Genomic DNA, 25,722 nt, shown 5'->3' with positions numbered 1-25,722 from the left:
ACCCGCCATGCTGAGCAGGCTCCGCCAGCAGCGGGTGGTCGCATCCCGCCCCGCGCAGGTCAATCCGCAGGCCGCGGAATCCGGCTATCCCGCCGATGGCCGCCTGCGCCTGCTCAGCTTCAACATCCAGGTGGGCATCAGCACCGAACGCTACCGCCACTACCTGACCCGCGGCTGGCAGCACCTGCTGCCGGCCGCCGGGCGCGCCGGCAACCTGCAGCGCATCGGCGACCTGCTGTCCGGCTACGACCTGGTGGCCCTGCAGGAGGCCGACGGCGGCAGCCTGCGCTCCGGCTACGTCAACCAGGTCGAGCACCTGGCCCAGCTCGGCGCCTTCCCCTACTGGTACCAGCAGCTCAACCGCAACCTCGGGCGCATCGCCCAGCACAGCAACGGCCTGCTCAGCCGCCTGCGCCCGACCCTGCTGGAAGACCACCCGCTCCCCGGCCCGCCCGGCCGCGGGGCGATCCTCATGCGCTTCGGCGAGGGCGACAACGCCCTGGCCGTGGTGATGATGCACCTGGCCCTGGGCCCGCGCACCCGCACCCGCCAGCTCGCCTACATCCGCGAGCTGCTGCAGAACTACCGCCACCAGGTGCTGATGGGCGACATGAACACCCACGCCAGCGACCTGCTGGAGACTTCGCCGCTGCGTGATCTCGGGCTGATCGCCCCGCAGGTCCAGGCGACCTTTCCCAGCTGGCGCCCGCAGCGCTGCCTGGACCATATCCTGCTCAGCCCCGGGCTGACCCTGGAGCGGGTCAGCGTGCTGCCGGAGCCGATCTCCGACCACCTGCCGGTGGCCGTGGAGATCCGCCTGCCCGACGGCTGCCGGCAAGACTCCGCGCTTTCTCTCAAGGACGCTCGATGAGCCGCGACGACAACCAGCGCTGGAAGGAAAAGTACCTTGCCAACATCGACCAGCAGGAGCGCCTGGAGCGCCGCTGGGAGGTGCGCGTCGACCTGCTGCGCCGCGGCCTGGTGCGCAGCAGCCTGGCCGCCGAGGGCAGCGACAAGGCGGTCGACCAGTGCATGCAGGAACTACGCGAACTGCTGCGCCGCAACGATATTGACGCGGGCCTGGCGCGGCTGATCCCGCGCCTGGAAAAGACCGTGCTGGACTCCGAGCAGCGCCGCCAGCAGCGCATCCGCCAGAACATAACGGCGCTGCAGCAGATCGCCCAGCAGCTGCTGAACCTCGACCTGCCGCGGGACGTGCGCCTGCCGCTGAAACTGTTCGCCCGTGACCTGGAGGCGCGCGCCAGCCAGTCCCGCGAGCTGCCGGTGCTGCTCGGCGAGCTGGGCAACCTGCAGCGGCGCGTGCTGGAACAGCTTTCCGACGCCGAGGCGCCGCGCCCCGGCCTGCTGCAGCGCCTGTTCGGTGGCCGCGAAGACGGCGAGGACGGCCCCGCCCAGCCCGCGCCTGCCAGCAGCGGCACACCGGCCAGCGAGACGCCGGCGGCGCCGGCCAGGGCCGAGGCCGCCGTGGTCACCGAGGCTAGCGTGGCCGTCGTGGACGAAGAACCCCCGGCCATCCCGCAGCAGGCCGCTGCCGTGGCGCCGCAGGTCGACCCCGAGCCGCTGCCGTCACCCGCGCCGTCCGCCGCCCTGCTGGACAGCCTGCCGCTGCCCGCCGACCTCATCCCCAGCGCGCCGCGCCCGGTGCTGCTGGATGGCGAGGGCGAGCAGCACTACGCCCTGCCGCCGATGCCGGAGCCCGGTTACAGCGCGGTAGCGCCGCACATCGAGGCCAGCCTGCTGAACCTGCTCGACCAGCTGCAGCTGCCGGCCACCTACCGCCCGCAGGCCCAGGCCCTGCGCGAACGCATCAACGGCAGCCTGAACTGGTACGAACTGGTGCCGGTGCTGGACGACCTGGCGGTGCTGGTGCTGGCCCTCAACGACAGCGGCCAGGCCGCCTTCGAAGGCTACCTGCACCAGCTCAACGACCGCCTGAGCACCTTCCTCGACAGCCTCGGCGCGGTGCAGCAGGGCCAGGACGCCGTGTCCGACAGCGCGCGGCGCCTGGACGATGAACTGCGCGACCAGGTCAGCGGCCTGCAGAGCAGCGTGCAGCAGGCCACCGACCTGGACAGCCTCCGGCGCTCGGTGGATGAGCGCCTGGAAGGCCTGCTCGGCAGCATCGAGCGGCACCGCCAGGAACGCGAGGCCCGCGAGCGCGAGGCCGGGGAGCGCCTGCAGGCGCTGGTGGCGCGGGTTTCCTCGATGGAGGAAGAGGCGCGCAGCTTCCAGGCCAGCATCGAGGACCAGCGGCAGAAGGCCCTGACCGATCCCCTCACCGGCCTGCCCAACCGCGCCGCCCTGAGCGAGCGGCTGGAACTGGAAGTGGCGCGGGTGCAGCGCTTCGGCGGCGAACTGCTGCTGGCGGTGCTGGACGTCGACCACTTCAAGCGCATCAACGACGACTACGGCCACCTGGCCGGCGACAAGGTGCTGAAGATCATCGCCGGCGAGCTGGCCAAGCGCCTGCGCAAGACCGACTTCATCGCCCGCTTCGGCGGCGAGGAATTCGTCGTGCTGCTGCCCTCCACGCCGCTGGACGGCGGCCGCCAGCTGCTGGAAGCGCTGCGCGCGGCGGTGGAACGCATTCCCTTCCACTTCAAGGGCGAGCCGCTGACCATTACCTGCTCCGCGGGCCTTACCCAGTTCCGCGACGGCGAACGCAACGAAGCGGCCTTCGAACGCGCCGACCAGGCCCTGTACCGCGCCAAGCGCGGCGGCCGCAACCGCCTGGAGATGGGCTGAGGCGCTGCCCGGCTGATAACCGCGAACGATTAGTCCCACCCGTATCGCACCCCTGTAGGAGCGCGCCCTGCGCGCGAATCGCGGGCAGGGCCCGCTCCTACGTTGTTTTCTGGGTTCCCGCGTTCGCGGGAATGACGGGTGTGGGGAACCGTATTTTCCGATGTCATTCCCGCGAACGCGGGAACCCAATAGACAGCTGCTCCTACATCGCCCCAACCTCCCATCACCCGAACTTGACGAATGAAAGCTCTTGGGTTTTGATTCGCACCTATAACTTTCGAATCGAAACATAAGCCTTCATGTCGAAACGCAACACGCCCCAGCGCCGCCACGAGATCCTCGCCCTGCTCAACCAGCAGGGCGAGGTCAGCGTCGACGACCTCGCCCGGCGTTTCGCCACCTCCGAGGTGACCATCCGCAAGGACCTGGCCGCCCTGGAGAGCAACGGCCTGCTGCTGCGCCGCTACGGCGGCGCGGTGCCCATGCCACAGGAACTGCTGGCCGAGCCGAGTCCGCCGCTGTCGCCCTACAAGCAGGCCATCGCCCGCGCCGCGGCGGCCTGCATCCGCGAGCACGCGCGGATCATCATCGACAGCGGCAGCACCACCGCCGCGCTGATCCCGGAGCTCGGGCACAAGCCCGGCCTGGTGGTGATGACCAACTCGCTGAACGTCGCCAACGCCCTGCGCGAGCTGGAGCGCGAGCCGGTGCTGCTGATGACCGGCGGCACCTGGGACCCGCACTCGGAGTCGTTCCAGGGCCAGGTGGCGGAGCAGGTGCTGCGCTCCTACGATTTCGACCAGCTGTTCATCGGCGCCGCCGGCCTCGACCCCGCGCGCGGCACCACCACCTTCAACGAACTGCTCGGGCTGAGCCGGGTGATGGCCGAGGTCGCCCGCGAGGTGATCGTCATGGCCGAGGCCGACAAGCTCGGGCGGCGCATGCCCAACCTGGAGCTGCCGTGGAGCAGCATCCAGACCCTGATCACCGACGAGCGCCTCAGCGACGAGGCCTGTGCCCAGATCGAGGCGCGCGGCGTGAAAGTCATACGCGCGCGCTGCACGAACTAAGGAGAACGCCCCATGTGTGGAATCGTTGGCGCCATTGCCGAACGTAACGTCACCCCGATCCTGATCGAGGGCCTCAAGCGCCTCGAATACCGCGGCTACGACAGCGCCGGCCTGGCCCTGGTGGACGCCGCCGGCGAACTGCAGCGCCGCCGCCGCGTCGGCAAGGTGGCCAGCCTGGAGCAGGCCCTGGCCGAACAGCCGCTGGCCGGCCACCTGGGCATCGCCCACACCCGCTGGGCCACCCACGGCGCGCCCAGCGAGGCCAACGCCCACCCGCACTTCTCCCACGACCGCCTGGCGGTTGTGCACAACGGCATCATCGAGAACCACGAGGAGCTGCGCGAATACCTCAAGAGCGAGGGCTACGTGTTCACCTCGCAGACCGACACCGAGGTCATCGTCCACCTGCTGCACCTGCGCCTGCGCGAGCTGGGCGACCTGACCACCGCGCTGAAAGCCACGGTCCGGGAACTGCACGGCGCCTACGGCCTGGCGGCGATCAGCCTGGACCAGCCGGACCGCATCGTCGCCGCCCGCAGCGGCAGCCCGCTGGTGGTCGGCCTGGGCCTGGGCGAGAACTTCCTGGCCTCCGACCAGTTGGCCCTGCGCCAGGTCACCGACCGCTTCATCTACCTGGAAGAAGGCGACATCGTCGAGCTGCGCCGCGATAGCGTGCAGCTGTGGGACGCCGAAGGCCGCCCGGTGAAGCGCGAGGCGGTGCAGTACCACGAGGGCGCCGAGGCCGCCGACAAGGGCGAGTACCGCCACTTCATGCTCAAGGAGATCCACGAGCAGCCCAAGGTGGTGCAGCGCACCCTGGAAGGCCGCCTGGGCTCCGGCCAGGTGCTGGTGGAGAACTTCGGGCCGAACGCCGCCGAGCTGTTCGCCAAGGTGCGCAACGTGCAGATCGTTGCCTGCGGCACCAGCTACCACGCCGGCCTGGTGGCGCGTTACTGGCTGGAAGAGCTGACCGGCATCCCCTGCCAGGTGGAAGTGGCCAGCGAGTTCCGCTACCGCAAGGTGGCGGTGCAGCCCGACGCCCTGTTCGTCACCATCTCCCAGTCCGGCGAGACCGCCGATACCCTGGCCGCGCTGCGCAGCGCCAAGCAGCTGGGCTTCCTCTCCAGCCTGGCGATCTGCAACGTCGCCACCAGCTCGCTGGTGCGCGAGTCGGACATGACCCTGCTGACCCTGGCCGGCCCGGAGATCGGCGTGGCCTCGACCAAAGCCTTCACCACCCAGCTGGTGGCCCTGCTGCTGCTGACCCTGGCCATCGGCCGGGTGCAGAACCGCCTGGGCGAGGGCGTCGAGGCCGAACTGGTGGAAGCCCTGCGCCGCCTGCCGACGCGCCTGGAAGAAGCCTTGGCGATGGACAAGGTGGTGGAGAAGGTCGGCGAGCTGTTCGCCGAGAAGCACCACACCCTGTTCCTCGGCCGCGGCGCGCAGTACCCGGTGGCCATGGAGGGCGCGCTGAAGCTCAAGGAAATCTCCTACATCCACGCCGAAGCCTACCCGGCCGGCGAGCTCAAGCACGGCCCGCTGGCCCTGGTGGACGCCGACATGCCAGTGGTCACGGTGGCGCCGAACAACGAGCTGCTGGAGAAGCTCAAGTCCAACCTGCAGGAAGTCCGCGCCCGCGGCGGCGAGCTGATCGTCTTCGCCGAGGCCAACAGCGGCCTCGGCAACGGCCCGGGCACCCACGTGGTGAGCATGCCGCCGATCCATGACTGCCTGGCGCCGATCCTCTACACCGTGCCGCTGCAGCTGCTGTCCTACCACGTGGCCGTGCTCAAGGGCACCGACGTCGACCAGCCGCGCAACCTGGCCAAGTCGGTTACGGTGGAATAAGCCGCGCGGTTGGAATGTGGGGCGGTGTGGGACGAAAATAAAGTTTCATCCGTATAAATAAAGAATCACCCTTGTAAATAAAGTTTCATCCCAAGCCTGCATCCGCTATGTTGAGGTCATCGACACAGTGGGTGCAGGCTTTCTCATGTCTGGAACATTTAAGGGCCTGACCCAGGCCCAGATCGACAGAAGGCTCAAGGAGGGCCGTGGCCAAGGCCAGGGTCCAGACTACAAGCCGTTCATCTACATCAGGGACGTGTCCTCGCTGGGTCGCTCCCACCGTCTACCCGGCAGCAAGACCCGACGCCTACACCATCTTCTATCCGATCTTGAACTGGCTATCTTCCTCACCTTGGATCGGTCTCCCCATGTCACCGACATCCGTGAGCAGTTTCCGATGCGTGTCGAAGATACGGTGCGCATCGCCGAGGAGCTTGGTCTTGCCCATGGTCGTTACCAGGACACTCCGCAGATTCTGACCAGCGATTTCCTGGTGGATTTCGATGACCCCCAGCGCCCGACCGTCGCGATTCAGGCCAAGTACAGTGCTGATCTGCAGAAGCCTGAAGTCATCGAGAGGCTTGAGCTTGAAAGGCGCTACTGGCAGGAAAAAGGTATTCCCTGGGCCATCGTCACGGAGCGTGAGGTATCCAGGGTGGCATTTGCCAATATCCAATGGCTCTATCCTGCCCATGCTGAAGGCGATATTGATCAGGACGATCTCGCACACTACCAGCAACTGTTTTTGCGCGAGTTTCAGCGTCACCCAGACCGGAAGCTGACCGCTATTGCCCAGGGCCTGGATACCTCCGATCAATTGGAGACCGGTCAGGCGCTCTACTGGCTACGCCAACTGCTGGCTCGGCACTGTTTCCTTTTCAATCTTGACACCCCTTACCGGGAACTGAAGCCGAAAGACCTGGTTGCCAACCCTCATCAAATGCATCAGGAGCTGAGCAGTGCTGCCCGTTAATCAGGTGTTCCGGATCGGGGAACTGCGAAAGCGCCTGCTCTGGTCCGGTACCGAGCAGGCAGTCTGGATCGATATCGATTCGGACACGGCGCTGCCCGAGCCGATATCGGTTGCAGAGCTGGAGCGGCTGCTCATTGGGTGTGAGTTGGAGAGTATTGCCGATCCCTTCGAGGAGACAGTCCTGCGGGAGGTGGAGGAAGGTTCCCTTGATCAACTGAAGCGTGATGAAGCTTGGGCAATGCTGGCGGATTTTGTGCACGATCCCCAGCTTTTCGTGCGACGCCCCAGAGGGCACATTGTCAGAGGCATCATGGAGCGCCATGGTGTCACCAAGCAGACGGTGTACAGGTTACTGAGGCGCTACTGGCAGCGAGGCATGTGCAGGAACTCCCTCTTGCCGGACTATGTCAACTCGGGCGCCCGTGGTAAGCGCCGAAAGCCGAGCCAGGCTAAGCTGGGCAGGCCAAGAGTGGTGATGGAGGGGAAAGGGAGCAATGTCACTCCAGATATCGAGCGCATTTTTCGCCGCGTCATCGAAGAACGCTTGCTCAGGGAAAAACATCCGTCCATTCCTGATGCCTACGCCTCCGGGTTGAACCTGCTCCGTGCTGTTCTGCCGGAGCTGCCGATCTCCGAACTGCCTACATTGGGACAGTTCCGTTACTTCTATGGGCGCGAATATCACTTCACCGACACTTTGCCACGCAGGATGTCCGCAGTGGATTTTGCCAAGGACTTCCGGCCGATCAGCAGCACATCGACGACCGAGACATTGGGTCCCGGATACCGCTACCAGATAGATGCCACCATCGCCGATATTTATCTGGTTTCAGAACATGATCGCAGCCTTATCGTCGGCAGGCCTGTCGTTTACATGGTTATCGACGTGTTCAGCCGCATGGTGGTCGGTATGTGTGTTGGATTCGAGGGTCCTTCTTGGATAAGCGCCATGGTGGCATTGGCCAACACGGTTGCCGACAAGGTCGAATATTGTCGCCAGTATGGTGTGAAGATCGATGCCGGAGACTGGCCGGTCAAAGGCTTACCGGATGTGCTGCTGGCCGACAAGGGCGAACTGAACGGCACCAAGGTGGAAGCATTTTCCCAAGCCTTCGGTGTTCGCATTGAGAGCGCACCGGCCAGACGAGGGGATGCAAAGGGCATCGTCGAGCGTTATTTCCGGACGGTGCAGGAGCGTTTCAAACCCTACGCCTACGGTGTGGTCGAGAACACTACCAGCCGGAAACGAGGTGGCCACGACTACAGGCTTGACGCCAGTCTGACCTTGCCCGAGTTCACGCAGATCATCATTGCCGGGGTCCTCTACCACAACAACTTCCACACCTTGAGCAAATACGACAGGGCTGCGGGGATGCCGGGCGATGTGCCGGCCATCCCGGTCATGCTGTGGAACTGGGGCTTGGCCAACCTGACCGGCCGGTTGCGTACTGCGCCCGAGGAACTGGTGCGGATCAACCTGTTGCCCCATGAGTCGGCCACGGTTTCGGAGCTGGGAATCAGGCTATTCGGCTGCTTCTACACCTGTCAGGAGGCGCTCAGGGAGGGTTGGTTCCACCGAGGCCAGGGGCGCCGGCCGACAGGGGTAACGGTCGCATACGATCCGCGTAGCGCCGATCACATCTACCTGCGGCCATCCAATAGTCTCAAGGATTACTGGGTTTGCGATCTTGCTGACCGCAGTCGACGTTTTAGGGGGATGACCTTCTGGGATGTCTGGCTGCTGTCCAGAGAGGAGCGGCGTAGCGATGCCAATGCGGCGGCGGAAGCCTTGGTGGAGAGAGGAAAGCTTCTGGGGCAGATCGAGTCCATCGTTGCCCAGGCAGAGGATGCTAGTCCGGTCAAAACGGGTATGACCAAGAAGGATCTGGGAACGCAGATCCGCGAGAACAAGCAGCAGGAAAAGCGCCAGGAACGCCAGAAAACCGCATTCAAACCGAAGAAAGTGCAGCAGGAGAAGCCAGCCGAGGTGATCCATCTGCGGAGTGAGAAACAGGAAGACTATGCCTTCCCAGATCTCAGCGATCTGATATTCAAGGAGGAAGAGGGTGACTGAAGAACTCCAGCGCGAAGTCATTCCTCTGGCGCATTACCAGGAACAACAGTTGCCCGAGTATCAGGAAAATCCGCTCATCTGCGCATTGCCTCCAATTCCTGATCTGCAGGAGGTGGTCAACCTGTTGCAGCAGCTTCCTAGTTTCGCGCCGCAGGAGGCGCTTCTGGATGGTCGGCTCAGGGCTCATGCTATCGCCCGCCTGTTGCACGGTTTTTTCCAGCCACTGAGTCACCACCTGGAACTGGAGAGCAAGATTAGCTTGATGGTTCGTCAGGGCTACATTGGTCGGAATCCGGCCGGCGGCGCTTGGTATGCGCACATGCAGAATGGCTATCGCCGGGTAGAGGAAGAGGATCTAGATGCGGCGGTGTACCAGAGCGTTTCCTCCACGGCCAGCAGCCTGTCGCTGTTTGGCTGCTCAGGTTGCGGTAAGACGCGCACGCTAGAGCGGATTTTGGGTATGTACCCCCAGGCCCTCTATCACCCCGACTACAACATCACTCAATTGGTTTACCTGAAGATCGACTGCCCCATCGATGGCGACCTGGATGAGCTGTGCCTGAGCTTCTTCAACGAGGTAGACAAGATTCTGGGCACTCACTACAGCCGTAGCCACGGGCGCAAGAAGCTGGGAACCAAACGCCTGTTGGCATCCATGTGCCAAGTGGCCAACCTGCACGCACTCGGTGTATTGATAATCGACGAGGTTCAGAACCTCAACGAGGCACGCTCCGGTGGTGCCGAGAAGATGCATAATTTCTTCGTGTCGCTGGTGAATACTATTGGTGTTCCGATCATTCAGGTCGGCACTCACAGGGCTAGTAAGTTCTTTCAACGCACCTTCCGGGCTGCACGGCGGGTCTCCGGGCTGGGTAGCATCCGTTGGGATAGGTTGCCTCGGGATGAGCACTGGAAGCGCCTATTGAAGCGGCTCTGGAAGTACCAGTGGCTGCGAAATGTGGTGCCGCTGGACGACGAGTTGGAATCGACCATGTACGACCTCACCCAAGGGGTCATGGACATCGTCATTAAGCTGTTCGCGCTGGCGCAGATCCGGGCGATAGTGACAGGCGTCGAGTGCATCAAGCCGCTGTTGTTGCGGAAGGTTTTCGAGGACGAGTTCAAACCGGTCCATCCGATGCTGGCGGCCTTGCGGAGCGGTAGGCCCGAACTGATCGCCAAATATGACGACCTGCTGATGCCAGAAATCGAGGGGCGGTTGCTGACCCTGACTCGTTCTCTGGATAACGTCGCCCAATCGAAACCGCCGGCACCTCCGGCTGATGATAAGGCCAAGCGGATGGCCGCCCTGCTCGAAGAGATGGAAATCCCGAGGGATATCGCCATTCCTATGGCCGACGAACTGTTGGCGGAGAATCCGGGTATCCCGCTGGCGGCCCTGATCCACAAGGCCACGTCCTACCTCGCGCAGGAGGTTCCCAAGAAGCCCAGCATTTCCAGGGTTAAGCGGACGGAGTGGGGACGCCTATCCGAGGAGGATCTGCGTCGACGTTATGCCGATGGGCTTGTCAGTGACGTCTACGACAGCCTCAAACAGGCTGGCCTGATCCTCGATCTGCGGCCTCTGCTGAGAGCGAGTTGACATGTATTTCCCCAGGCTCTACCCGGACGAGCTGCTCTATAGTGGCATTGCTCGGTGCCGGGTACATCTGGGGATTGGCAGCCACAAGACTTTGCTGCACATGCTGTTCGGTGACAGCAAAGTCGCCGCGATCACCGACCTGCCTACGCATCTGATCGCTCTGGCAAACAATACTGGGCTGGATACGGCGACCGTGATCATGCATCACACGCTGTTTCCGCTCTACGCGCCATTCATTCCACAGGAGCGTCGTACTGACCTGTTCCAGGCCATGCTCGTCTCCGATCGGCCGACGATTGGTCTGGCCGGGGCCTCGGCGGCCTTGGTCAAGTGGCCCGAGTGGCTGCGTTACTGCCCTGTCTGTTTCGAGGACATGGCTGCTCGTTTCGGTGAGCCTTACTGGCGACGTAGCTGGCAGATTCAAGGGATAGGCGCCTGTCCCGAGCATGGCTGTCAGCTCCTGAACTCTCCTATCCCGTTCCGTCGAGCGCAGCGGCATGAGTTTCATCCAGCCTCTCCCCTGTTCTTGCCTCGTGATCTTCGCGTGAGCCCTGCGAGCGAAGAAGCTATTAGGCTCGCCAAGGCTGCTACGCAACTGCTGATGCTTGAAGAAACGCAGTCGCCTGGCTACGGGCGTTGGACCAACCTGTACCGCTCCTTGGCTACAAAGTGCGGCGCTAGGCGCGGCCGGCAGGTCAGGGCTGAAGTCATCTGGGAGAAGATCCTGGCATCCCACCGCCGGGACTGGCTTGCTGTGAACGGTCTGCTGACATCCGGAGAGCCTCCGCCCTGGCTGTTAGCGATGTTCAGGAAGCATCGCAAGGGATTCAGTGCGCTGCAGCATCTGATCGTCTGGACCAGCTTGCGCCCCGGCCAGCATGCTGGCGAACTGATCGGCGAGGCGAAGACTCGCCAGGCCGACCTTTCCACCGAGCAGTCAGCGCAGTTGCTCCCTGCTGAGTTAGAGCAAAAGCAGCAGTACCGAGCCGTTTGGCTGCAAGTACTGGATAACCACGGTGGAGCCAAGGCAGCCAGGCAAGACGGAGGGGAGGCATGTTACGCCTGGCTCTATCGTCATGACCGGTACTGGCTGATGGCTACGAACCAGGCTAGGCAGCGCCGACAGGGCAACAACAGCCACATCGACTGGCGAGCACGCGACAGGAAGTTGGTGCGCTTACTAATCCGAATTGGCAGAGACGGCGAAGAAGACCTAAGCCTGCCGCGCAGGAGCCGCAATTGGTTCCTACAGCAGTTACCCCATCGGGCATCAGTCGAGCACCACCTCGATCAAATGCCTCTATGCCGCACCTTCTTGGATCGCTACGCCGAGTCCGTCGGCGAGTATCAGATCCGTCGCCTGACTGCAGCGATGTTGGAGGATGTACAGACTGGCATGTCGTCCAGATGCTGGGAGCTGGAAAAGCGTTGTGGATTGGAAAAAAGCAGGGTGGCACCGCTGACCACTGCGTTCATTCGATTGATAGGAAGATGGATTGAATAGGACCTTATTCCGTCAGATCCAGATCGGATCTAGGCTGCTGGCTATTGGAAACTTGTTCAGAGCGCCCACTGCGGGGGCCCAGTGGCGCTTGGGGGCACTTTTTGAGCGTAACGGCCAGTTGCAATTGCAGCGGTTCCCGCTGGAGATGTCCTGTGTCCTTGCGGTTGGTCGCGAGTTTCCTGGCGAAGAAGGGGCTCCTTACCGTCCCAGTGGTTTCAAGACGACGGTGGTGCTTCCTGCAGTAGATACCTGGCGGGAAAGGCCGTTGGGCGAATGCCCGCGTCTAGCAAGAAGGCTGGCAGCAAACCCCGAGATATCTGAGCAGCGATGCTTTGTGTTCGAGATCGATGGTCTGACCGTCTGGCTGCCGAAATTCGAGCTGGCGCGCAAACTGTTCTTCCACGCGGCTTTCATCGTCCGTGCAGCCTTCGAACCGAATGGTCTGGACATGGCCTTCACGATCTACAGAGAGAATGATGCAGTTCATATCCATACGCCTACGAAGACGGGCGCGCCAAGTCAGCTTCTCAGAGTCAAGGGGTACAGAGACCATTTCAGTTGGCTGCTGCTGAATCAGGATGTGAAGCGATCCTTCGAGTCGATCTGGCAAAGTCTCAACCAAGAGCAAGAGCGTGTCTCGCAAGTTTCGGCGTATGCCAGGTGGAAGTTCGATTTCACCGCACCCATTTCCCTCGCGGGTACCACCATGCATGTGCGAGGCCCCTTTGACCCGAAAAGTAACGAGTTGCTGGTCTGGGAGATAGAAACCCTTCAGGGGCTTCGATTTACCCATCGTGGCGATGTTTTTTTCCATCACCCAGCTCTCAAGCTACCTGTCAGGGGAGAGAACACAGGCTGTGTACCGATTCCATCGGGAGCTGAAGAGGTGGAGGTGGATGCTGACGAAGAGCCGACTGCCGCCAAGGAACCGAGGTTGATTCATCTGCCCGTTGAGGGGATCAACTTTGATGGTCAGTTGATCAATAAGATCGCCTACAGCGGTGAGCGCGCCGGCACTCATGGGAAGAGAGTCGACGACGAACACCCATTGGGCGGAGAGAGCACGGTTTTCGGTGTAGCTGATCCCGTAAGTGGCGGCAGTATAGCGCCGGGAGAGTTCCAATTATTGGGAGATGGAGAGATCCAGCAACGGTTCTCCGAGCGATTCTCACAGCTCAGCGAGCTCATCAAGCAGATAACTCAAGAATCAGACATTGAGTTGCTATCTCTGGAGGTGGCACCGCTGCCGCAGGTTCCACGATGCAGATACCACATGATTGATGACGAGACACCGCGTTGCTATCTGCTAGCGAGGTTCAGGCTGGAAAACCGTAGTGAGCGCTACTTACTGGAAATAGAAACCTCAGACAACCGGAAGCGCATGTCGACGCGGATCATGGGCATCAAAGCGAGCATTGAAGACGCCAGACAATGCATAGACAGAATCTTGAGAGGGGTAGTGAAAGGCTCATTGCGCTGGCCGAGCACAATGGCGAGGTACTGTGAGCCTTTGCAATCGGTACACCACCCTAAAGATGATCCATCTGGCGTTAACCAGAACAGATCGGCTGACTGGAAGCAACGTATACGAGCCAGCCTCAATTAATGGTCGAGGCCACCTAGTCTGTCCTATTTCACACCCATGGGATGTGGGGTATCAGCATCCGTAATTCATACGTTGAGTATGATTATCAGGCAATGATAAAATTTAAGTTTTTGCTCCACTGGATTTACACCATGAAGCGCTGCATCGTTGGGGTTCGGAAGCCGAATGGCTCGCCTTCTAGTGGAGGTGATGCTCCTAGTATTTGGTTCCCATCTCTAGCATCTCTCGCGGCTGTGCTCTCGGATGAGAACCGCAGTCTGTTACGACTAATCGATGAAAAGCAGCCCAAGTCATTGACAGAGCTAGCCGAACTCAGTGGCCGCAAAGTGCCGAACCTGTCGCGTACTTTGCACCTGATGGCGGATTACGGGTTGGTCTCGCTGCAACGTAATGTAAGAGATGTCCAGCCCACGGCGCTGGCAACTGAGTTTCTGGTCGTGTTGGATTGACGGCTGTGAACATAAGAGGGAACACGATGGCACGGATGTGGATGGTACGTGGCGAAGGCGGCCGTCTGTACGACGCTTTTCGGGAGCGCGGTGTCGCCGCCGTGGGTTGGAAGCAGTTGGCCGCTCATGCCAAGCCTGGCGTTGAGCGCAAGCGGTTGGTTGCCTTGTACCGGTCTGCCGAGCCTCAGGCAAAACAGGGGGCTGTAGTCTCGGGGGCTTCTCAGGTCTGGCGCTTCGTCAACGACATCCAGGATGGTGATTGGATCGTCACTTATTCGCCAGCCAATCGCCTCTATTCGATCGGCAAAGTCACTGGCCCAGCCGAGCACCACCCCGAATGGGCTGAGCAAGACCTGCCTTTGGCGCGCAAGGTGCAATGGCAAGCACAGGAGCTGCCGCGGGATAGCCTGAGCACCAGTACCAAGAACAGCCTGGGCTCGACCCTGACCCTATTCGAAGTGCCATCCAGCGCTGCAGCCGAAGTGCTGGGAACGCTGAAGGGCAAGCCAACACCAGCGGTGGAGGAGTACGTTGAAGAAATCATCGCCGATCCGTTGGCTGACATTGAGGAGCGTGCCCGTGAGCAAATCAAGGATCTGATCATCAATCTGGACTGGAAGGAAATGCAGGAGCTTGTCGCCGGCATTCTGCGTGCTATGGGCTACAAGACCCAGGTCTCTCCGGATGGCTCAGACCGGGGTAAGGATATCGTCGCTTCGCCTGACGGCTTCGGCTTTGAACACCCGCGAATTGTCGTGGAAGTCAAACACCGCAAGGGGCAGATGGGCAGTCAGGAAATTCGCAGTTTCTTAGGCGGCCGCCACAAAGACGATCGAGGGTTGTATGTCAGCACAGGCGGCTTCAGCAAGGATGCTCAATACGAAGCTGATCGCGCCTCCATTCCGCTGGCGATGTGGACGCTGGATCATGTGGTCCGAGCACTGATCGAGCATTACGACGCTACCGATGCTGAAACCAAACGAATCGTGCCGCTGAAGCGGTTGTACTGGCCAGCGTGAGTTAAAAATGAATGACATAGGTCCAACAGCCGTACAACAGGCACTCAATCGACGCACGACAGTGCCACCTCAATACTTCATCAAGGTGAACACACATGGCGCAAGCTGATACCTTGGTCGCCCTGGTAAAAGCAGCCAGCAGCGGTGACCAACCGTCTTTCCGGAAGTCGACCGAAGCCTTGATTCAGGAGGAGCGCGGCAAGGGGCACCGCATCCTGGCAGATCGTTTAGAAAAAGCATTGCGAGCATCCTCTCACCAAGCAACCTTGTTCCAATCTTCTACTCCAGCAACACGCCAGACTCAAACTGGAGGCGTTGCGCAGAAGGATCTGGTTGCTGAATTGACACCAGAGCGCTCGCTGGACAGTCTAGTACTCGCCGACAGTATTCTCGGGCAGTTGCGGGAATTCGTGGAGGAGCAGCATCGTGCTGAATTGCTGCATGCTCATGGTTTGAGCCCGAGGCACCGTGTCCTGTTGGCGGGGCCGCCAGGGAATGGCAAAACATCGGTTGCTGAAGCCTTGGCATTCGAGTTGATGGTTCCGCTGATCGTTGTGCGTTACGAGTCGCTAATAGGCAGTTATTTAGGAGAAACGTCTGTCCGATTGAAGGCATTGCTTGATTACGCCCGGACGCGGCGTTGTGTGTTGTTCTTCGATGAATTTGAAACATTAGGCAAAGAGCGAGGCGACACTCATGAGACAGGGGAGATCAAACGCGTCGTCAGCTCTTTGCTGCTTCAGCTCGATGACCTTCCCGACTATGTCGTCGTGGTTGCAGCCAGCAACCATCCAGAGCTTTTAGACAGAGCCGTCTGGCGTCGCTTCCAGGTTCGGTTGGATATCCCCCTTCCTACGCGTGCGCAGTTAACCAAATTCATTGCGTTGATCAGCGAGCGCAGTAAAGTCAATTTCGGCTTGGCTGCTGAGACCGTCGCAAAGCGACTTCTAGGATTAAGTTTTTCAGAAGTGGAAGAATTCTGCCTAGGAGTAGTGCGACGAGCGGTTCTGGATCAGAAAGTGGATAATGCCAAGGCCATCGTTTTTTCTAGGCTGGAGCAATGGAAGAAGCGACTAAAGCCTAACAATAAAGAAGTGTTAGACGAATAAGGCACAAGGAGTTGGTATGCCTGCTGAGTACTTACCGTTGCTGGTTTTTCCTGAAAAGCGAATTCTTCAACCAGAAAAGGGGAACGGTTTCCCACCGGGCAAACAAAGCTTACCCGGTCGTGGCGCCCAAGTGGCCCGTATCGGCAGGCAGATCGAACAGCTAGAGCAAGACTTTGCACGCTATCAGGCAAACCTAACTGGCGCGCTAGCTGGGCTGGAACCTGAAATGGTCTTGGTTATCGAGATCGTTGGACGTCTTGACGACTTCAGGCAAGCCGTCGAAGCGGCTGGTTTGGAGTGGCTAGGAGAGACCGAGCTCGACGACTTGGAGGCCCAAGATGATGGTTTCTATGAGCGGGACACCGCTGGACAACGCACGGTTAAGCCGCTGAGCGGCCGCATGTTTCTGGCCATGAGCAACATGGCTGGCATGCAGGAGGTCCTCTCGCTTTGGGAGCAGTGGAAAGCAAATAGAAGCTTGCCCCACGGAAAAAACAAATGGAAAGCAGTCTTCGAACAGTTAAACGTGCTGCGGCGTTGGGGCATTGAAGAGACATTGGTCGAAACAGGAATGATCGACCGCTGGCGGGATCTGCTGGATCCCATCAACCCAGAGGAGAAGATTACCTTTCAGATCGAGCTTTTCTATCGCAGGAGAGATCAGAAGCGGCGAAATACTGAAGCAGTAGTCCGCTCCCTCCTTGAGGGCCTTGGAGGCCAGACGCTTTCTGGCTTTCTTGATATGCCCCAGATCGCATTCCACGCGGTCAAGGCCGAGTTACCTGCTCATGCCATTCAGTCGCTTCTTGATCAAGTGGCGGCGAGTGGAGTAGACATCGACATCGAATTGTTCAAATTCTCCGGCATCATGTATTTCCGCCCTACCGGGCAGAGTCTGGCGGTTTCAGAAGAAGGCGAGGGGGAGCCTGCCACTTTCCCTCAAAGCGTCAGCGACCTTTCGCCAGTCGCGGCGCTTCTCGATGGTGCTCCGTTGCAATTGCATGAGGCTCTGAAAGACCGGCTTCTGGTAGATGACGCCTTTGGCTTGGAGGCCGCTTATCAGCCTGGTGAGCGCAAACATGGTACTGCCATGGCCTCCTTAATTCTGCATGGAGACCGCAGCAACCCTGAGTCCGAGCCGCTGCGTCGCAAACTATATTGCATTCCAGTGATGCAGCCTGACCATCAAACGCGTGAGCATGATGAGCATATGCCGGACGAAGTCTTCTTTGAGGACCGAATCCACATTGCTGTTCGACGCATGTTCGAAGGCTCTGGTGATGTTCCTCCGCAAGCACCCACGGTCAAGGTCATCAACCTCTCCATTGGAGATATCGCCCGGGAATTCATTCATACGCCGAGTCCATGGGCACGGCTGCTCGATTGGCTAGCCTACCGCTATCGGGTGTTGTTCTGCGTCAGTGCCGGTAATTATTGCGAAGAGATTGACATTGGACTCAATCAGCAGCAGTTCGCCGCCCTGTCCGATGACGACAAGATAAAAACCACCCTCAAAGCGGTATCTCGCAACCTCTCTTCCCGGCGTCTGCTTTCGCCGGCTGAAGCCATGAATGCCATTACTGTGGGGGCTACTCACACCGATGATTCAGGGGATGCATATCCACAGTTTGGCCAGCGGGTCGATGTGCTGCCTTCGCAAGCACTGTTCAGTCCTGCCACTCGTCTAGGGTTCGGCTTTCGACGCTCCATCAAGCCGGACATCTTCATGCCGGGAGGACGGCAACTCTACAACGCCCCTTTACTAGCCAGATCATCCCAGTACAGCGTCAATAAATCTGTCCTAGCCCCTGGTCAGAAAGTAGCGATCGACAGCCAACAGCAAGGCGTACTAAGCAACGAAGCATTCTGGCGCGGCACCAGCAATGCAACGGCCTTGGCGACACGGGGAGCGGTCCGTTTGTATGACATGCTGGACAGGCTTCGCAGTGAAGAGGGGGAAGACATTCCCGAAGCGCTGATGTCAGTGTTGATGAAGGCGCTGCTGGTACATGGCGCCAAGCAAGACGACACTGGTAAGCACTATATCGAGCAAGCGCTGAAGGATGCGCGCAACTCGCGTCAGTTTAAGCAGGTCATCACACGCTACCTTGGTTATGGTGCTGTAGACATCGAGCGCGTGCTGACATGCACTGCGCAGCGGGCAACAGTTCTCGGCTGTGGAGAGATCCGGGAGAATGAGGTGCATGAGTACGCTTTCCCCATTCCTCCCGGTTTTTCCTCCCAGAAGATTTGGCGGCGGTTGGTCGTGACCCTGGCATGGCTGACACCTATCAATCCTGACCATCGCAACCATCGAGAAGCCAAGCTGACGCTGGAACCAGGCGGGGAGAATTGGTCCAACCAGGTCCTCAAGCTGGAACGTCAGGACGGAGACCACAATCAGGTTGAGCGTGGCACTGTGCAGCATGAGGTGCTGGAGGGCAAAAAGCAGGTCCAGGCATTCGAAGATGGTGAGACCCTTCGCATCCGCATCACCTGCAAAAAGGATGCGACCGCCCATCTCGATACCGTCATTCCCTACGGCCTTGCTGTCACGCTGGAAGCGAAAGAGGACATTCCGATCTATCAGCAGGTTCGTGCCCGCATCAAGCAGCCGGTGCGTATTGCACCTGGCATAGGTCGGTAATTGAGAAAATAGTGGGACGTGATGAAGAACTCTCACATAGTAATATCCTCAGCTCCGGAAGGGGCTGAGGGTGTGATGAAGAACTCCCAGGCTGTGCGTTTAGGAGGCCGAGCGATGACTACGACCGAACGCTTGGCGCGCTTTGAAGCTGCGCAAGAGGTCCTTGGATTCCTAATGGCTGCTTGTGCTGAATGGATCTACATCGAAAGCAAAAAAGCTCAGCCGGACGCTAGCAAAATCGCTCAGTGGGAAGCCGAGCGAACAGCTTTCTTCGATATTGAGGATGGGCTACGTCTTGATGATCAGGACAGCATCGAGCAGGTGATCACCACGTATGGACCGGTAGCGCGGAGAATCTTCGAGGCGCGGTAGCTGCTCTACGTTATGATCTATTAGGATGATTCTTTATTTTCAAATTTTTCATCTGAATTGCGCGTGCTCTAGCTTTTAGGATGATTCTTTAGCTAACGAAATTTCCATTCCCAGCTCCTTTTTCGACGCTTTAGGATGAAACTTTATTTTCATCCCACAGGCGGATAAGCATTTGTGGTTGTCCGCCGTTGGCCGTGCTTTCGAGGCATCCGGCGTGGCCGGTGAATCCAATCGCGAACGGAGTCCGCTCCTACGCCCGTGCTTCCTGGAACTGTAGGAGCGGACTCTGTTCGCGATTCGGCGGATGACGCCGTAGGCGTTATGCGCCCTACGCATTGTGGTTCAGGGAGCTTTGTGATTGCGCTTCACGCCGAACGGTCCCCTCTCCCGCTTGCGGGGGAGGGTTAGGGAGGGGGAGCGGAGTACAGGGTTGGCAATGGAGTGTCGGCGAAGTCCGTAACCCTCTCCCCAGCCCTCCGCTGCGCGCCCCGCCCTGAAGGGAGAGGGGGCTGTCCTGAGCGGTGTGTCGGTCAGGCGTTATCCTTCTACGCCTAACCCTACCTCGTCATTCCCGCGAACGCGGGAACCCAGTGGCAGCGGGGTTCGCGAGCAAGCTCGCTCCTACGAAAAGCAAAAGCGCGCCGCTCTTGCTTTTGGATTTCCAGAGAACCTCCGCGCACTCCGGAACGCCCCTTCAGAAGGCCGAGCGAAACCGGCGCTCAGGAGGTCATGCGACATGGATGTCGCGAGAGCCCCGCGGGCTACAGGGACGTACCCTCGGGGCGGGCCTCCGTGGCGGGGGAGTTCGTGAGGGTAGCCCGGCTTTATCGGGCCCGTATGTTGGGGCAAGCCTTTTTGGTTCCTTTTGTGGCGTTTGACAAAAGGGACTCGCCCGAGGGGGCGAAACAAGAAACATCCGAGCACGCCGAAGCGGCGCAAACACACCCAAACAAGAAGGCAGCTGGGTTCCCGCGTTCGCGGGAATGACGGGGTGGGAGGATGGTGCCTGACCAACAGGCCAAGAAGGACAGCCCCACCCCCTCGCCACCACCAACGGATAACCGAATCGTCATGCACGCCTCAGGCTCCCGTTAGGCCCCGCTGCTTAAGGTGAAGGCAGTTTCCACCACCACCGATGAGGTGACTGCCATGAACCTGTTCCGTCCTCTTCTGCTCGCCGGTCTGCTCGGCGTTTCGTCCCTGGCCCTGGCCGAGAGCGGGGGCGACCGTACCTTCGCGCGCATGGAGCAGAACCGCCTGGCGGCCATGGCCGTCGCGAACCCGACGGCGCAGGCCGATGACTTCCGCCGCTACGAATACGGCATGCGTCTGGACATCGCCCAGGTGCTGGAAGTGACGCCGGACCGGGGCTGCGGCGTGGTGCCGGTGCGCATGCGCTACCTGGACTCCGACGGCGCCGAGCAGCGCCTGGAATACCGTGCCGAGCGCGTCAGCTGCAACCGCGGCAAGTGATCAGGCAGCCGCGTTGGGAAAGCGCAGGTGGAAGCGCGTCGGGCCTTCCGCCGCGCTGTCCACCGCGACGCTGCCGTTGTGCAGGCTCATGATCGAGCGGACGATGGCCAGGCCCAGGCCGGTGCCGCCCTCCTGGCGCGAGCGGCCGCCATCGGCGCGGTAGAAGCGCTCGAACAGGTGCGGCAGGTGCTGCGGCTCGATGCCGGGGCCGGGGTTGCCGACGCAGAGCGCCACGCCCTCCGCGCCGCCCTTGATGTCGATGTCGACCTGGCTGCCGGCCGGCGCGTGGCGGATGGCGTTGGACAGCAGGTTGGAGATCGCCCGCTGCACCATCAGGCGGTTGCCGTGGACCCAGGCATCGCCGGACAGCTCGATGTCCACCCCCTTCTCCTCGGCGGCATACAGGAACAGCTCCGCCACGCGGCAGGCCTCGGCTCCCAGCGAGAGGCGCTCGAAAGGCACCTGCGCCTGGTTGACCTGGGCCAGGAACAGCATGTCGCTGACGATGCGCGACAGCCGCTCCAGCTCCTCGACGCCCGAGGCCAGCACCGCCTGGTATTCCTCCAGCGGCCGCTCGCGGGACAGGGTGACCTGCGCCTTGCCTAGCAGGTTGCCGATGGGCGAGCGCAGCTCGTGGGCGAGGTCGTCTGAGAACTGCGTCAGCTGCTGCACGCCCTGGTCCAGGCGATGCAGCATGACGTTCAGTGCCTGGGCCGCCTCGCCCAGTTCCAGCGGCAGCTTCTCCACCGGGATGCGGTGGCTGAGGTCCTCGGTGGAAATGCGCGTGGCCACCTTGCGGAAGCGCTGTAGCGGCGACAGCCCGCGGTGCACCGCGTACCAGGCGCCCAGGCCCACCAGCAGCAGAAGGAAGGGCACGCCGGCCAGCACCGACTGGCGGAAGGCGCCGAGCAGCGCATCGTCGTTGCCGCGTTCGAGGGTCAGCAGGGCGCGCACGCTGGCGCCGTTGGCCATCGGCACCCGGCTGCCGATGCTGAGCAGGCGCCGGCCGGCGTCGTCGGTCCAGGCGTGGTACTGCGCTTCGCTGCCCGGTTGCAGGCTGTCCAGGGTGGCCAGCCGCTGCGGCTTGCCGGTGTCGAGCAGCGGCGCCTGGCCCTCGTCCGGGGCCAGCAGCGTCAGCTCCAGGTTGTCGTGGCCGGCCACCACGTCCAGCAGTTCGTGCGGCCCGCGCGCCAGGGCGCGGTCGTCCAAGCCGGCATCCAGGGCGTGGCGGACCTGACCGAGCTTGTCGGCCAGCTCGTTGCGCGCGCGGCTCTGCAACTCGTGGTCGAGGGCCGTGTAGGCGAGCAGGGCGAACACCACCACCAGGCCGGCGCAGAGCAGGCCGATGCCCAGGGCCAGGCGGGTGGACAGGCTGGCCGGCTTCATTCGCGCGCCTCCAGCACGTAGCCGACGCCGCGCAGGGTGTGGATCAGCTTGCTGTCGAAGGGGTCGTCGACCTTCAGCCGCAGGCGGCGGATGGTGACTTCCACCACGTTGGTGTCGCAGTCGAAGTTCATGTCCCACACCAGGGAGATGATCTGGGTGCGCGTCAGCACCTCGCCGCTGCGGCTCATCAACAGGTGCAGCAGGGCGAATTCCTTGGTGGTCAGGTCGATGCGCCGGCCGTCGCGGTAGGCGCGGTGGCGCGCCGGGTCCAGCTCCAGGCCGGCGATGCGCAGCACCGGCGGCGCGCTCACCCGCTCGCTGCGGCGCAGCAGGGTACGCACCCGGGCGAGCAGCTCGGGGAACTCGAAGGGTTTCACCAGGTAGTCGTCGGCGCCCAGCTCCAGGCCGCGCACGCGCTCGGCCAGGCGGCCGCGGGCGGTGAGCAGCATGACCCGCGTGTCGCTCTCGCGGCGCAGTTGCTGCAGCACTTCCCAGCCATCCATCTGCGGCATGTTCACGTCGAGGATGACCAGGTCGTAGGTGCCCTGGCGGGCCAGGTGCAGGCCGTCCACGCCGTTGTCGGCGCGGTCCACCACGAAGCCGCTTTCGCTCAGGCCCTGGTGCAGGTAGTCGGTGGTCTTGGCTTCGTCCTCTACAACTAGGATTCGCATATGGGGAATGACCTTACTTATGGAGTCTGAAAATTCTGTACTTATCGGACGTGTGAATTCCGGATATGTAGGCAGGGAACTTTCCGATATTTAACTGGCCGGCGAGGCTAAGGGCTGTAGTCGCTTCAGGGTCAATGCCACTGGCTTCCAAAGGGTGTTTCCGGATATTGCCATTGCGGCGCATTAGTTATTCCAAATCATTGATAAGGCTGGCCTGGCCAGTGGTTTTCAGGGCCTGGTTCAGAGTGCCCTGGATAGCCGGATAAAGCCGATGCTAACGCAGGAAAATATGAACTTCGGTTGAATGACATATTTGTAATTGACGGGTCACCTTGCCGATAAAAGCAGGAAATTAACGTTGCGGCAGTTGGTGGAACTTCCCTGGAAGTTTCCGCCTGTCCATGGGGCGAAATCGCCGTCCCGGGCCGTTTCCTGAGGTGTGCCGTGTCCTACTTTCGTGGCCTGTTCCGCTGGCCGGCTGCGGGCCTGTGTCCGTGGCCGGCATCGTTGTCGCTGTTCCTGCTTCTGCTCGGCCTACCGGGCGTGCCGGCCGAGGCCCGCGCCCTGGGCTTCGACGAGGCCCTGCGCACCGCGCTGGAGGCCAACCCCGAGCTGGCCGCCGTCGCCCGCGGCCAGGGCATCGCCGCGGGCGAGCGGCGCCAGGCGGCGCTGCTGCCGAACCCGAGCCTGTCCTGGGAGACCGAGGACACCCGCCGCGACCGTTCCACCACCACCCTCGCCCTGACCCAGCCCCTGGAACTGGGCGGCAAGCGCGGCGCGCGGGTGGCCGTGGCCGAACGTGGCGAGGCGATCGCCGAAATGGAGCTGGAAGTGCGCCGCAACACGCTGCGCGCCGAGGTGCTGGAGGCCTTCCAGGCTGCCTTGCAGGCCCAGGAACGCCTGCGCCTGGGCGAGGAGTCGGCAACCCTGGCCCGGCGGGCCCTGCGCGCCGCCGAGGCACGGGTGCGCGCCGGCAAGTCGGCGCCGCTGGAGGCGACGCGGGCACAGGTGCAGCTGACCGAGGTGGAGCTGGAACTGCAGCGCGCGCGCATCGATCGTGACCAGGCCTACCGCGCCCTGGCTGGGCTCATGGGTGAGGCCGAGCCGGGCTTCGCCGAAGTGGCCGGCAACGCCGAGCTGCCGGCGCCGCCCCAGGCCGCGCAGTTGCTGCGGCGCCTGGAGCAGACCGCCGAGCTGCGCCTGGCGCTGCTCCAGGTCGACCAGCGCGAGGCCGCCATACAACTGGCGCGGGCCGAGCGCGTGCCCAACCTCGACGTCACCCTGGGCAGCCAGTACGACCACGAGGCCCGTGAGCGGGTGAACCTGGTCGGGCTGTCCATGCCGCTGCCGCTGTTCGACCGCAACCAGGGCCGCCTGCTGGCCGAGGCGCGCAGGGCGGACCAGGCCCGCGACCTGCGCAACGCCACCGAGCTGCGCCTGCGCCGCGAGACGCAGCAGGCGCTGGACCTGTGGGGCACTGCGCAGCACGAGGCGCAAACCCTGAGCGACAGCCTGCTGCCGGCTGCGCGCCAGGCCCTGGACGCCGCCACCCGCGGTTTCGAGATGGGCAAGTTCGGCTTCCTCGAGGTGCTCGACGCCCAGCGCACCCTGCTCGCTGCGCGCGACCAGTACCTGCAGGCGCTGGCCCGCCTCGCCGAGGCGCGCGCTCGCACCGAGCGCATTTTCGGCGACCTGGCGCCGGGCTGATGGCCGGGCGCTCCCTGCGCGCCCGGCTGTCGTCGGCCCTGTTGGTGGCGGCGTCGCTGGCCACTTGCAGCCACCTTCCCTACCAGGCCTACGGCTCCGCCGCCGGGCACTGGTGCATCCATGACCTGTTCCGCGCCCTGGGCGCGCTGTCGAGCCTGATCGGCGCCTGAGGCGCGGGGCCATCCGGGAGAGTCCATGAAGTCGAGAGAAATGAAGATCGCCGCCGCCGTGCTGTTCCTGCTGGCGCTGGGCGGCGCCGCCACGCTGTTGCCGGGCGGGGCCGCGCAGGCGCCGGAAGGGCATGGCGAGGCGGCCGCGCACCAGGATGGCGAACACCACGGCGAAAGCGCCGCCAAGGCCCATGGCGAGGCCGCTGGCCATGGCGACGACGAGCACCACGCCGATAGCGAAGAACACGGCGAGGAAGACGCCGGCCTGCGCCTGAGCGACGAGCAGTTGCGCGTCGCCGGCGTGGAGCTGGAGCACGCCGCGCCGGCCGAGTTGTCCGCGCGCCTGAGCCTGCCCGGCGAGATCGCCTTCGACGCCGACCGCACCGCGCACCTGGTGCCGCGCGTGGCCGGGGTGGTGCAGCAGGTGGCGGCCGAACTGGGCCAGGCGGTGAAGCGCGGCGAGCTGCTGGCGGTGATCGCCAGCCCGCAGCTGTCCGACCTGCGCAGCGAACTGGCGGCGGCGCAGCGGCGCCTCGAACTGGCGCGGGTGACCTACGAGCGCGAGCGCCAGCTGTGGCAGGAGAAGGTCTCCGCCGAGCAGGACTACCTGCAGGCGCGCCAGGCCCGGCAGGAGGCTGAGATCGCCCTGGCCAACGCCCGGCAGAAGCTCGGCGCCCTGGGCGCCGGCGGCGGCGATCGCTACGAGCTGCGCGCGCCCTTCGACGGCGTGGTGGTGGAGAAGCACCTGGTGCGCGGCGAGGTGGTGGACGAGAACACCGCCGCCTTCACCCTTTCCGACCTGTCGCGGGTCTGGGCCACCTTCGCCGTGGCGCCGCGCGACCTGGCCTGGGTGCAGCTGGGCAAGGCGGCGCAGGTCGAGGCCACGGACCTGGGCATGAGCGCCGGGGGCCGCGTCGCCCAGGTCGGCAACCTGCTGGGCGAGCAGTCGCGCATGGCCAGCGCGCGGGTGGTGGTGGAGAACCCCGGCGGCGCCTGGCGGCCGGGCCTGCCGGTGCAGGTGACGCTGGCCGGCGTGCCGCGCGCTGCGGCGGTCAGCGTGGCGGAGGCGGCCATCCAGCGCGTGGAGGAGCAGGACGTGGTGTTCGTCCGCCGCGACGGCGCCTTCGTCGCCCAGCCGGTGCGCCTGGGCGCGCGCGGCCAGGGCCGGGTGGAGGTGCTGCAGGGCCTGGCCGCCGGCGAGCAGGTCGCCGCCGCCGGCAGCTTCGTCCTCAAGTCGGAGCTGGGCAAGGCCAGCGCCGAGCACGCCCACTGACC

20 protein-coding genes are annotated in these 25,722 nt (G+C 62.6%); 18 read left to right on the top strand and 2 right to left on the bottom strand.

Annotated features, from left to right (window positions below):
* Positions 1 to 7: 7 nt before the first annotated feature.
* The 15 genes from M8R19_RS15660 (at position 8) to M8R19_RS15590 (ending at position 20,513) form a co-directional block, all read left to right on the top strand.
* On the top strand, positions 8 to 871 hold the full coding sequence (locus M8R19_RS15660) for an endonuclease/exonuclease/phosphatase family protein (RefSeq protein ID WP_074980485.1): 864 nt from the start codon (positions 8 to 10) through the stop codon (positions 869 to 871).
* A complete protein-coding gene (locus M8R19_RS15655) occupies positions 868 to 2,766 on the top strand; it encodes a diguanylate cyclase (RefSeq protein ID WP_249918273.1) in 1,899 nt (632 codons plus the stop codon). The genes M8R19_RS15660 and M8R19_RS15655 overlap by 4 nt, the downstream gene beginning before the upstream one ends.
* A 299-nt stretch (positions 2,767 to 3,065) precedes the next feature.
* A complete protein-coding gene (locus M8R19_RS15650) occupies positions 3,066 to 3,836 on the top strand; it encodes a DeoR/GlpR family DNA-binding transcription regulator (protein ID WP_009614568.1) in 771 nt (256 codons plus the stop codon).
* Positions 3,837 to 3,848: 12 nt separating this feature from the next.
* The gene (gene glmS / locus M8R19_RS15645) at positions 3,849 to 5,684 is read left to right on the top strand and encodes a glutamine--fructose-6-phosphate transaminase (isomerizing) (protein WP_249918272.1); all 1,836 of its coding nucleotides are present in this window, start codon (positions 3,849 to 3,851) and stop codon (positions 5,682 to 5,684) included.
* Between the two features lie 145 nt (positions 5,685 to 5,829).
* Positions 5,830 to 6,657 (top strand): TnsA endonuclease N-terminal domain-containing protein, encoded by an 828-nt coding sequence (locus tag M8R19_RS15640; RefSeq protein ID WP_249918271.1) that lies wholly within the window; start codon positions 5,830 to 5,832, stop codon positions 6,655 to 6,657.
* Entirely contained in the window at positions 6,644 to 8,731 is a 2,088-nt protein-coding gene (locus M8R19_RS15635; RefSeq protein ID WP_249918270.1) for a TnsB C-terminal domain-containing protein, read from the top strand. The genes M8R19_RS15640 and M8R19_RS15635 overlap by 14 nt, the downstream gene beginning before the upstream one ends.
* The gene (locus M8R19_RS15630) at positions 8,724 to 10,334 is read left to right on the top strand and encodes an ATP-binding protein (RefSeq protein ID WP_249918269.1); all 1,611 of its coding nucleotides are present in this window, start codon (positions 8,724 to 8,726) and stop codon (positions 10,332 to 10,334) included. The genes M8R19_RS15635 and M8R19_RS15630 overlap by 8 nt, the downstream gene beginning before the upstream one ends.
* A gap of 1 nt (position 10,335) precedes the next feature.
* Complete coding sequence (locus M8R19_RS15625) at positions 10,336 to 11,838, top strand: TnsD family Tn7-like transposition protein (protein ID WP_249918268.1); 1,503 nt, start codon at positions 10,336 to 10,338, stop codon at positions 11,836 to 11,838.
* On the top strand, positions 11,831 to 13,444 hold the full coding sequence (locus tag M8R19_RS15620; protein ID WP_249918267.1) for a Tn7-like element transposition protein TnsE: 1,614 nt from the start codon (positions 11,831 to 11,833) through the stop codon (positions 13,442 to 13,444). Before M8R19_RS15625 ends, M8R19_RS15620 begins: the two co-directional genes overlap by 8 nt.
* 131 nt (positions 13,445 to 13,575) lie before the next feature.
* Positions 13,576 to 13,893: an HVO_A0114 family putative DNA-binding protein gene (locus M8R19_RS15615; RefSeq protein ID WP_502942888.1), complete on the top strand. Its 318-nt coding sequence runs from the start codon at positions 13,576 to 13,578 to the stop codon at positions 13,891 to 13,893.
* Positions 13,894 to 13,919: 26 nt separating this feature from the next.
* Positions 13,920 to 14,912: a restriction endonuclease gene (locus tag M8R19_RS15610; protein WP_249918266.1), complete on the top strand. Its 993-nt coding sequence runs from the start codon at positions 13,920 to 13,922 to the stop codon at positions 14,910 to 14,912.
* A gap of 95 nt (positions 14,913 to 15,007) precedes the next feature.
* Positions 15,008 to 16,021: an AAA family ATPase gene (locus tag M8R19_RS15605; protein ID WP_249918265.1), complete on the top strand. Its 1,014-nt coding sequence runs from the start codon at positions 15,008 to 15,010 to the stop codon at positions 16,019 to 16,021.
* Between the two features lie 16 nt (positions 16,022 to 16,037).
* Positions 16,038 to 18,668, top strand: coding sequence for a S8 family peptidase (locus M8R19_RS15600; protein WP_249918264.1), 2,631 nt, complete (start codon positions 16,038 to 16,040; stop codon positions 18,666 to 18,668).
* A 114-nt stretch (positions 18,669 to 18,782) separates the two neighbouring features.
* A complete protein-coding gene (locus tag M8R19_RS15595) occupies positions 18,783 to 19,040 on the top strand; it encodes a hypothetical protein (protein WP_249918263.1) in 258 nt (85 codons plus the stop codon).
* 1,149 nt (positions 19,041 to 20,189) lie between these two features.
* Positions 20,190 to 20,513 (top strand): co-regulatory protein PtrA N-terminal domain-containing protein, encoded by a 324-nt coding sequence (locus tag M8R19_RS15590; protein WP_074980489.1) that lies wholly within the window; start codon positions 20,190 to 20,192, stop codon positions 20,511 to 20,513.
* On the opposite strand, the gene M8R19_RS15585 is transcribed toward M8R19_RS15590, so the two are convergent.
* Positions 20,514 to 21,899, bottom strand: a complete 1,386-nt coding sequence (locus M8R19_RS15585) for a heavy metal sensor histidine kinase (RefSeq protein ID WP_249918262.1) — start codon at positions 21,897 to 21,899, stop codon at positions 20,514 to 20,516.
* Entirely contained in the window at positions 21,896 to 22,570 is a 675-nt protein-coding gene (locus tag M8R19_RS15580; protein ID WP_249918261.1) for a heavy metal response regulator transcription factor, read from the bottom strand. The genes M8R19_RS15585 and M8R19_RS15580 overlap by 4 nt, the downstream gene beginning before the upstream one ends.
* A 444-nt stretch (positions 22,571 to 23,014) precedes the next feature.
* On the opposite strand from M8R19_RS15580, the gene M8R19_RS15575 reads away from it, so the two are divergent.
* Genes M8R19_RS15575 through M8R19_RS15565 form a run of 3 tightly spaced genes read left to right on the top strand, consistent with a single transcriptional unit; the run spans position 23,015 to position 25,720 of the window.
* Entirely contained in the window at positions 23,015 to 24,277 is a 1,263-nt protein-coding gene (locus M8R19_RS15575; protein ID WP_249918260.1) for a TolC family protein, read from the top strand.
* Entirely contained in the window at positions 24,277 to 24,447 is a 171-nt protein-coding gene (locus tag M8R19_RS15570) for a hypothetical protein (RefSeq protein ID WP_249918259.1), read from the top strand. The genes M8R19_RS15575 and M8R19_RS15570 overlap by 1 nt, the downstream gene beginning before the upstream one ends.
* Positions 24,448 to 24,472: 25 nt before the next feature.
* Entirely contained in the window at positions 24,473 to 25,720 is a 1,248-nt protein-coding gene (locus M8R19_RS15565) for an efflux RND transporter periplasmic adaptor subunit (RefSeq protein WP_249918258.1), read from the top strand.
* Positions 25,721 to 25,722 lie beyond the last annotated feature (2 nt).

Origin of the sequence: Pseudomonas sp. R3.Fl (assembly GCF_023516765.1) — a bacterium.
GTDB classification, from domain to species: domain Bacteria; phylum Pseudomonadota; class Gammaproteobacteria; order Pseudomonadales; family Pseudomonadaceae; genus Pseudomonas; species Pseudomonas citronellolis.
The sequence above is the reverse complement of the archived record's forward strand: the minus strand, read 5'-3'. Positions and strand labels throughout refer to the sequence as shown.

Bases quoted from the DNA above. Each gene is read 5' to 3' on its own strand.
- M8R19_RS15660 (WP_074980485.1), top strand. From the start codon at position 8: ATGCTGAGCAGGCTCCGCCAGCAGCGGGTGGTCGCATCCCGCCCCGCG.
- M8R19_RS15655 (WP_249918273.1), top strand. From the start codon at position 868: ATGAGCCGCGACGACAACCAGCGCTGGAAGGAAAAGTACCTTGCCAAC.
- M8R19_RS15650 (WP_009614568.1), top strand. From the start codon at position 3,066: ATGTCGAAACGCAACACGCCCCAGCGCCGCCACGAGATCCTCGCCCTG.
- glmS (WP_249918272.1), top strand. From the start codon at position 3,849: ATGTGTGGAATCGTTGGCGCCATTGCCGAACGTAACGTCACCCCGATC.
- M8R19_RS15640 (WP_249918271.1), top strand. From the start codon at position 5,830: ATGTCTGGAACATTTAAGGGCCTGACCCAGGCCCAGATCGACAGAAGG.
- M8R19_RS15625 (WP_249918268.1), top strand. From the start codon at position 10,336: ATGTATTTCCCCAGGCTCTACCCGGACGAGCTGCTCTATAGTGGCATT.
- M8R19_RS15615 (WP_502942888.1), top strand. From the start codon at position 13,576: ATGAAGCGCTGCATCGTTGGGGTTCGGAAGCCGAATGGCTCGCCTTCT.
- M8R19_RS15610 (WP_249918266.1), top strand. From the start codon at position 13,920: ATGGCACGGATGTGGATGGTACGTGGCGAAGGCGGCCGTCTGTACGAC.
- M8R19_RS15605 (WP_249918265.1), top strand. From the start codon at position 15,008: ATGGCGCAAGCTGATACCTTGGTCGCCCTGGTAAAAGCAGCCAGCAGC.
- M8R19_RS15600 (WP_249918264.1), top strand. From the start codon at position 16,038: ATGCCTGCTGAGTACTTACCGTTGCTGGTTTTTCCTGAAAAGCGAATT.
- M8R19_RS15595 (WP_249918263.1), top strand. From the start codon at position 18,783: ATGACTACGACCGAACGCTTGGCGCGCTTTGAAGCTGCGCAAGAGGTC.
- M8R19_RS15590 (WP_074980489.1), top strand. From the start codon at position 20,190: ATGAACCTGTTCCGTCCTCTTCTGCTCGCCGGTCTGCTCGGCGTTTCG.
- M8R19_RS15585 (WP_249918262.1), bottom strand. From the start codon at position 21,899: ATGAAGCCGGCCAGCCTGTCCACCCGCCTGGCCCTGGGCATCGGCCTG.
- M8R19_RS15580 (WP_249918261.1), bottom strand. From the start codon at position 22,570: ATGCGAATCCTAGTTGTAGAGGACGAAGCCAAGACCACCGACTACCTG.
- M8R19_RS15570 (WP_249918259.1), top strand. From the start codon at position 24,277: ATGGCCGGGCGCTCCCTGCGCGCCCGGCTGTCGTCGGCCCTGTTGGTG.
- M8R19_RS15565 (WP_249918258.1), top strand. From the start codon at position 24,473: ATGAAGTCGAGAGAAATGAAGATCGCCGCCGCCGTGCTGTTCCTGCTG.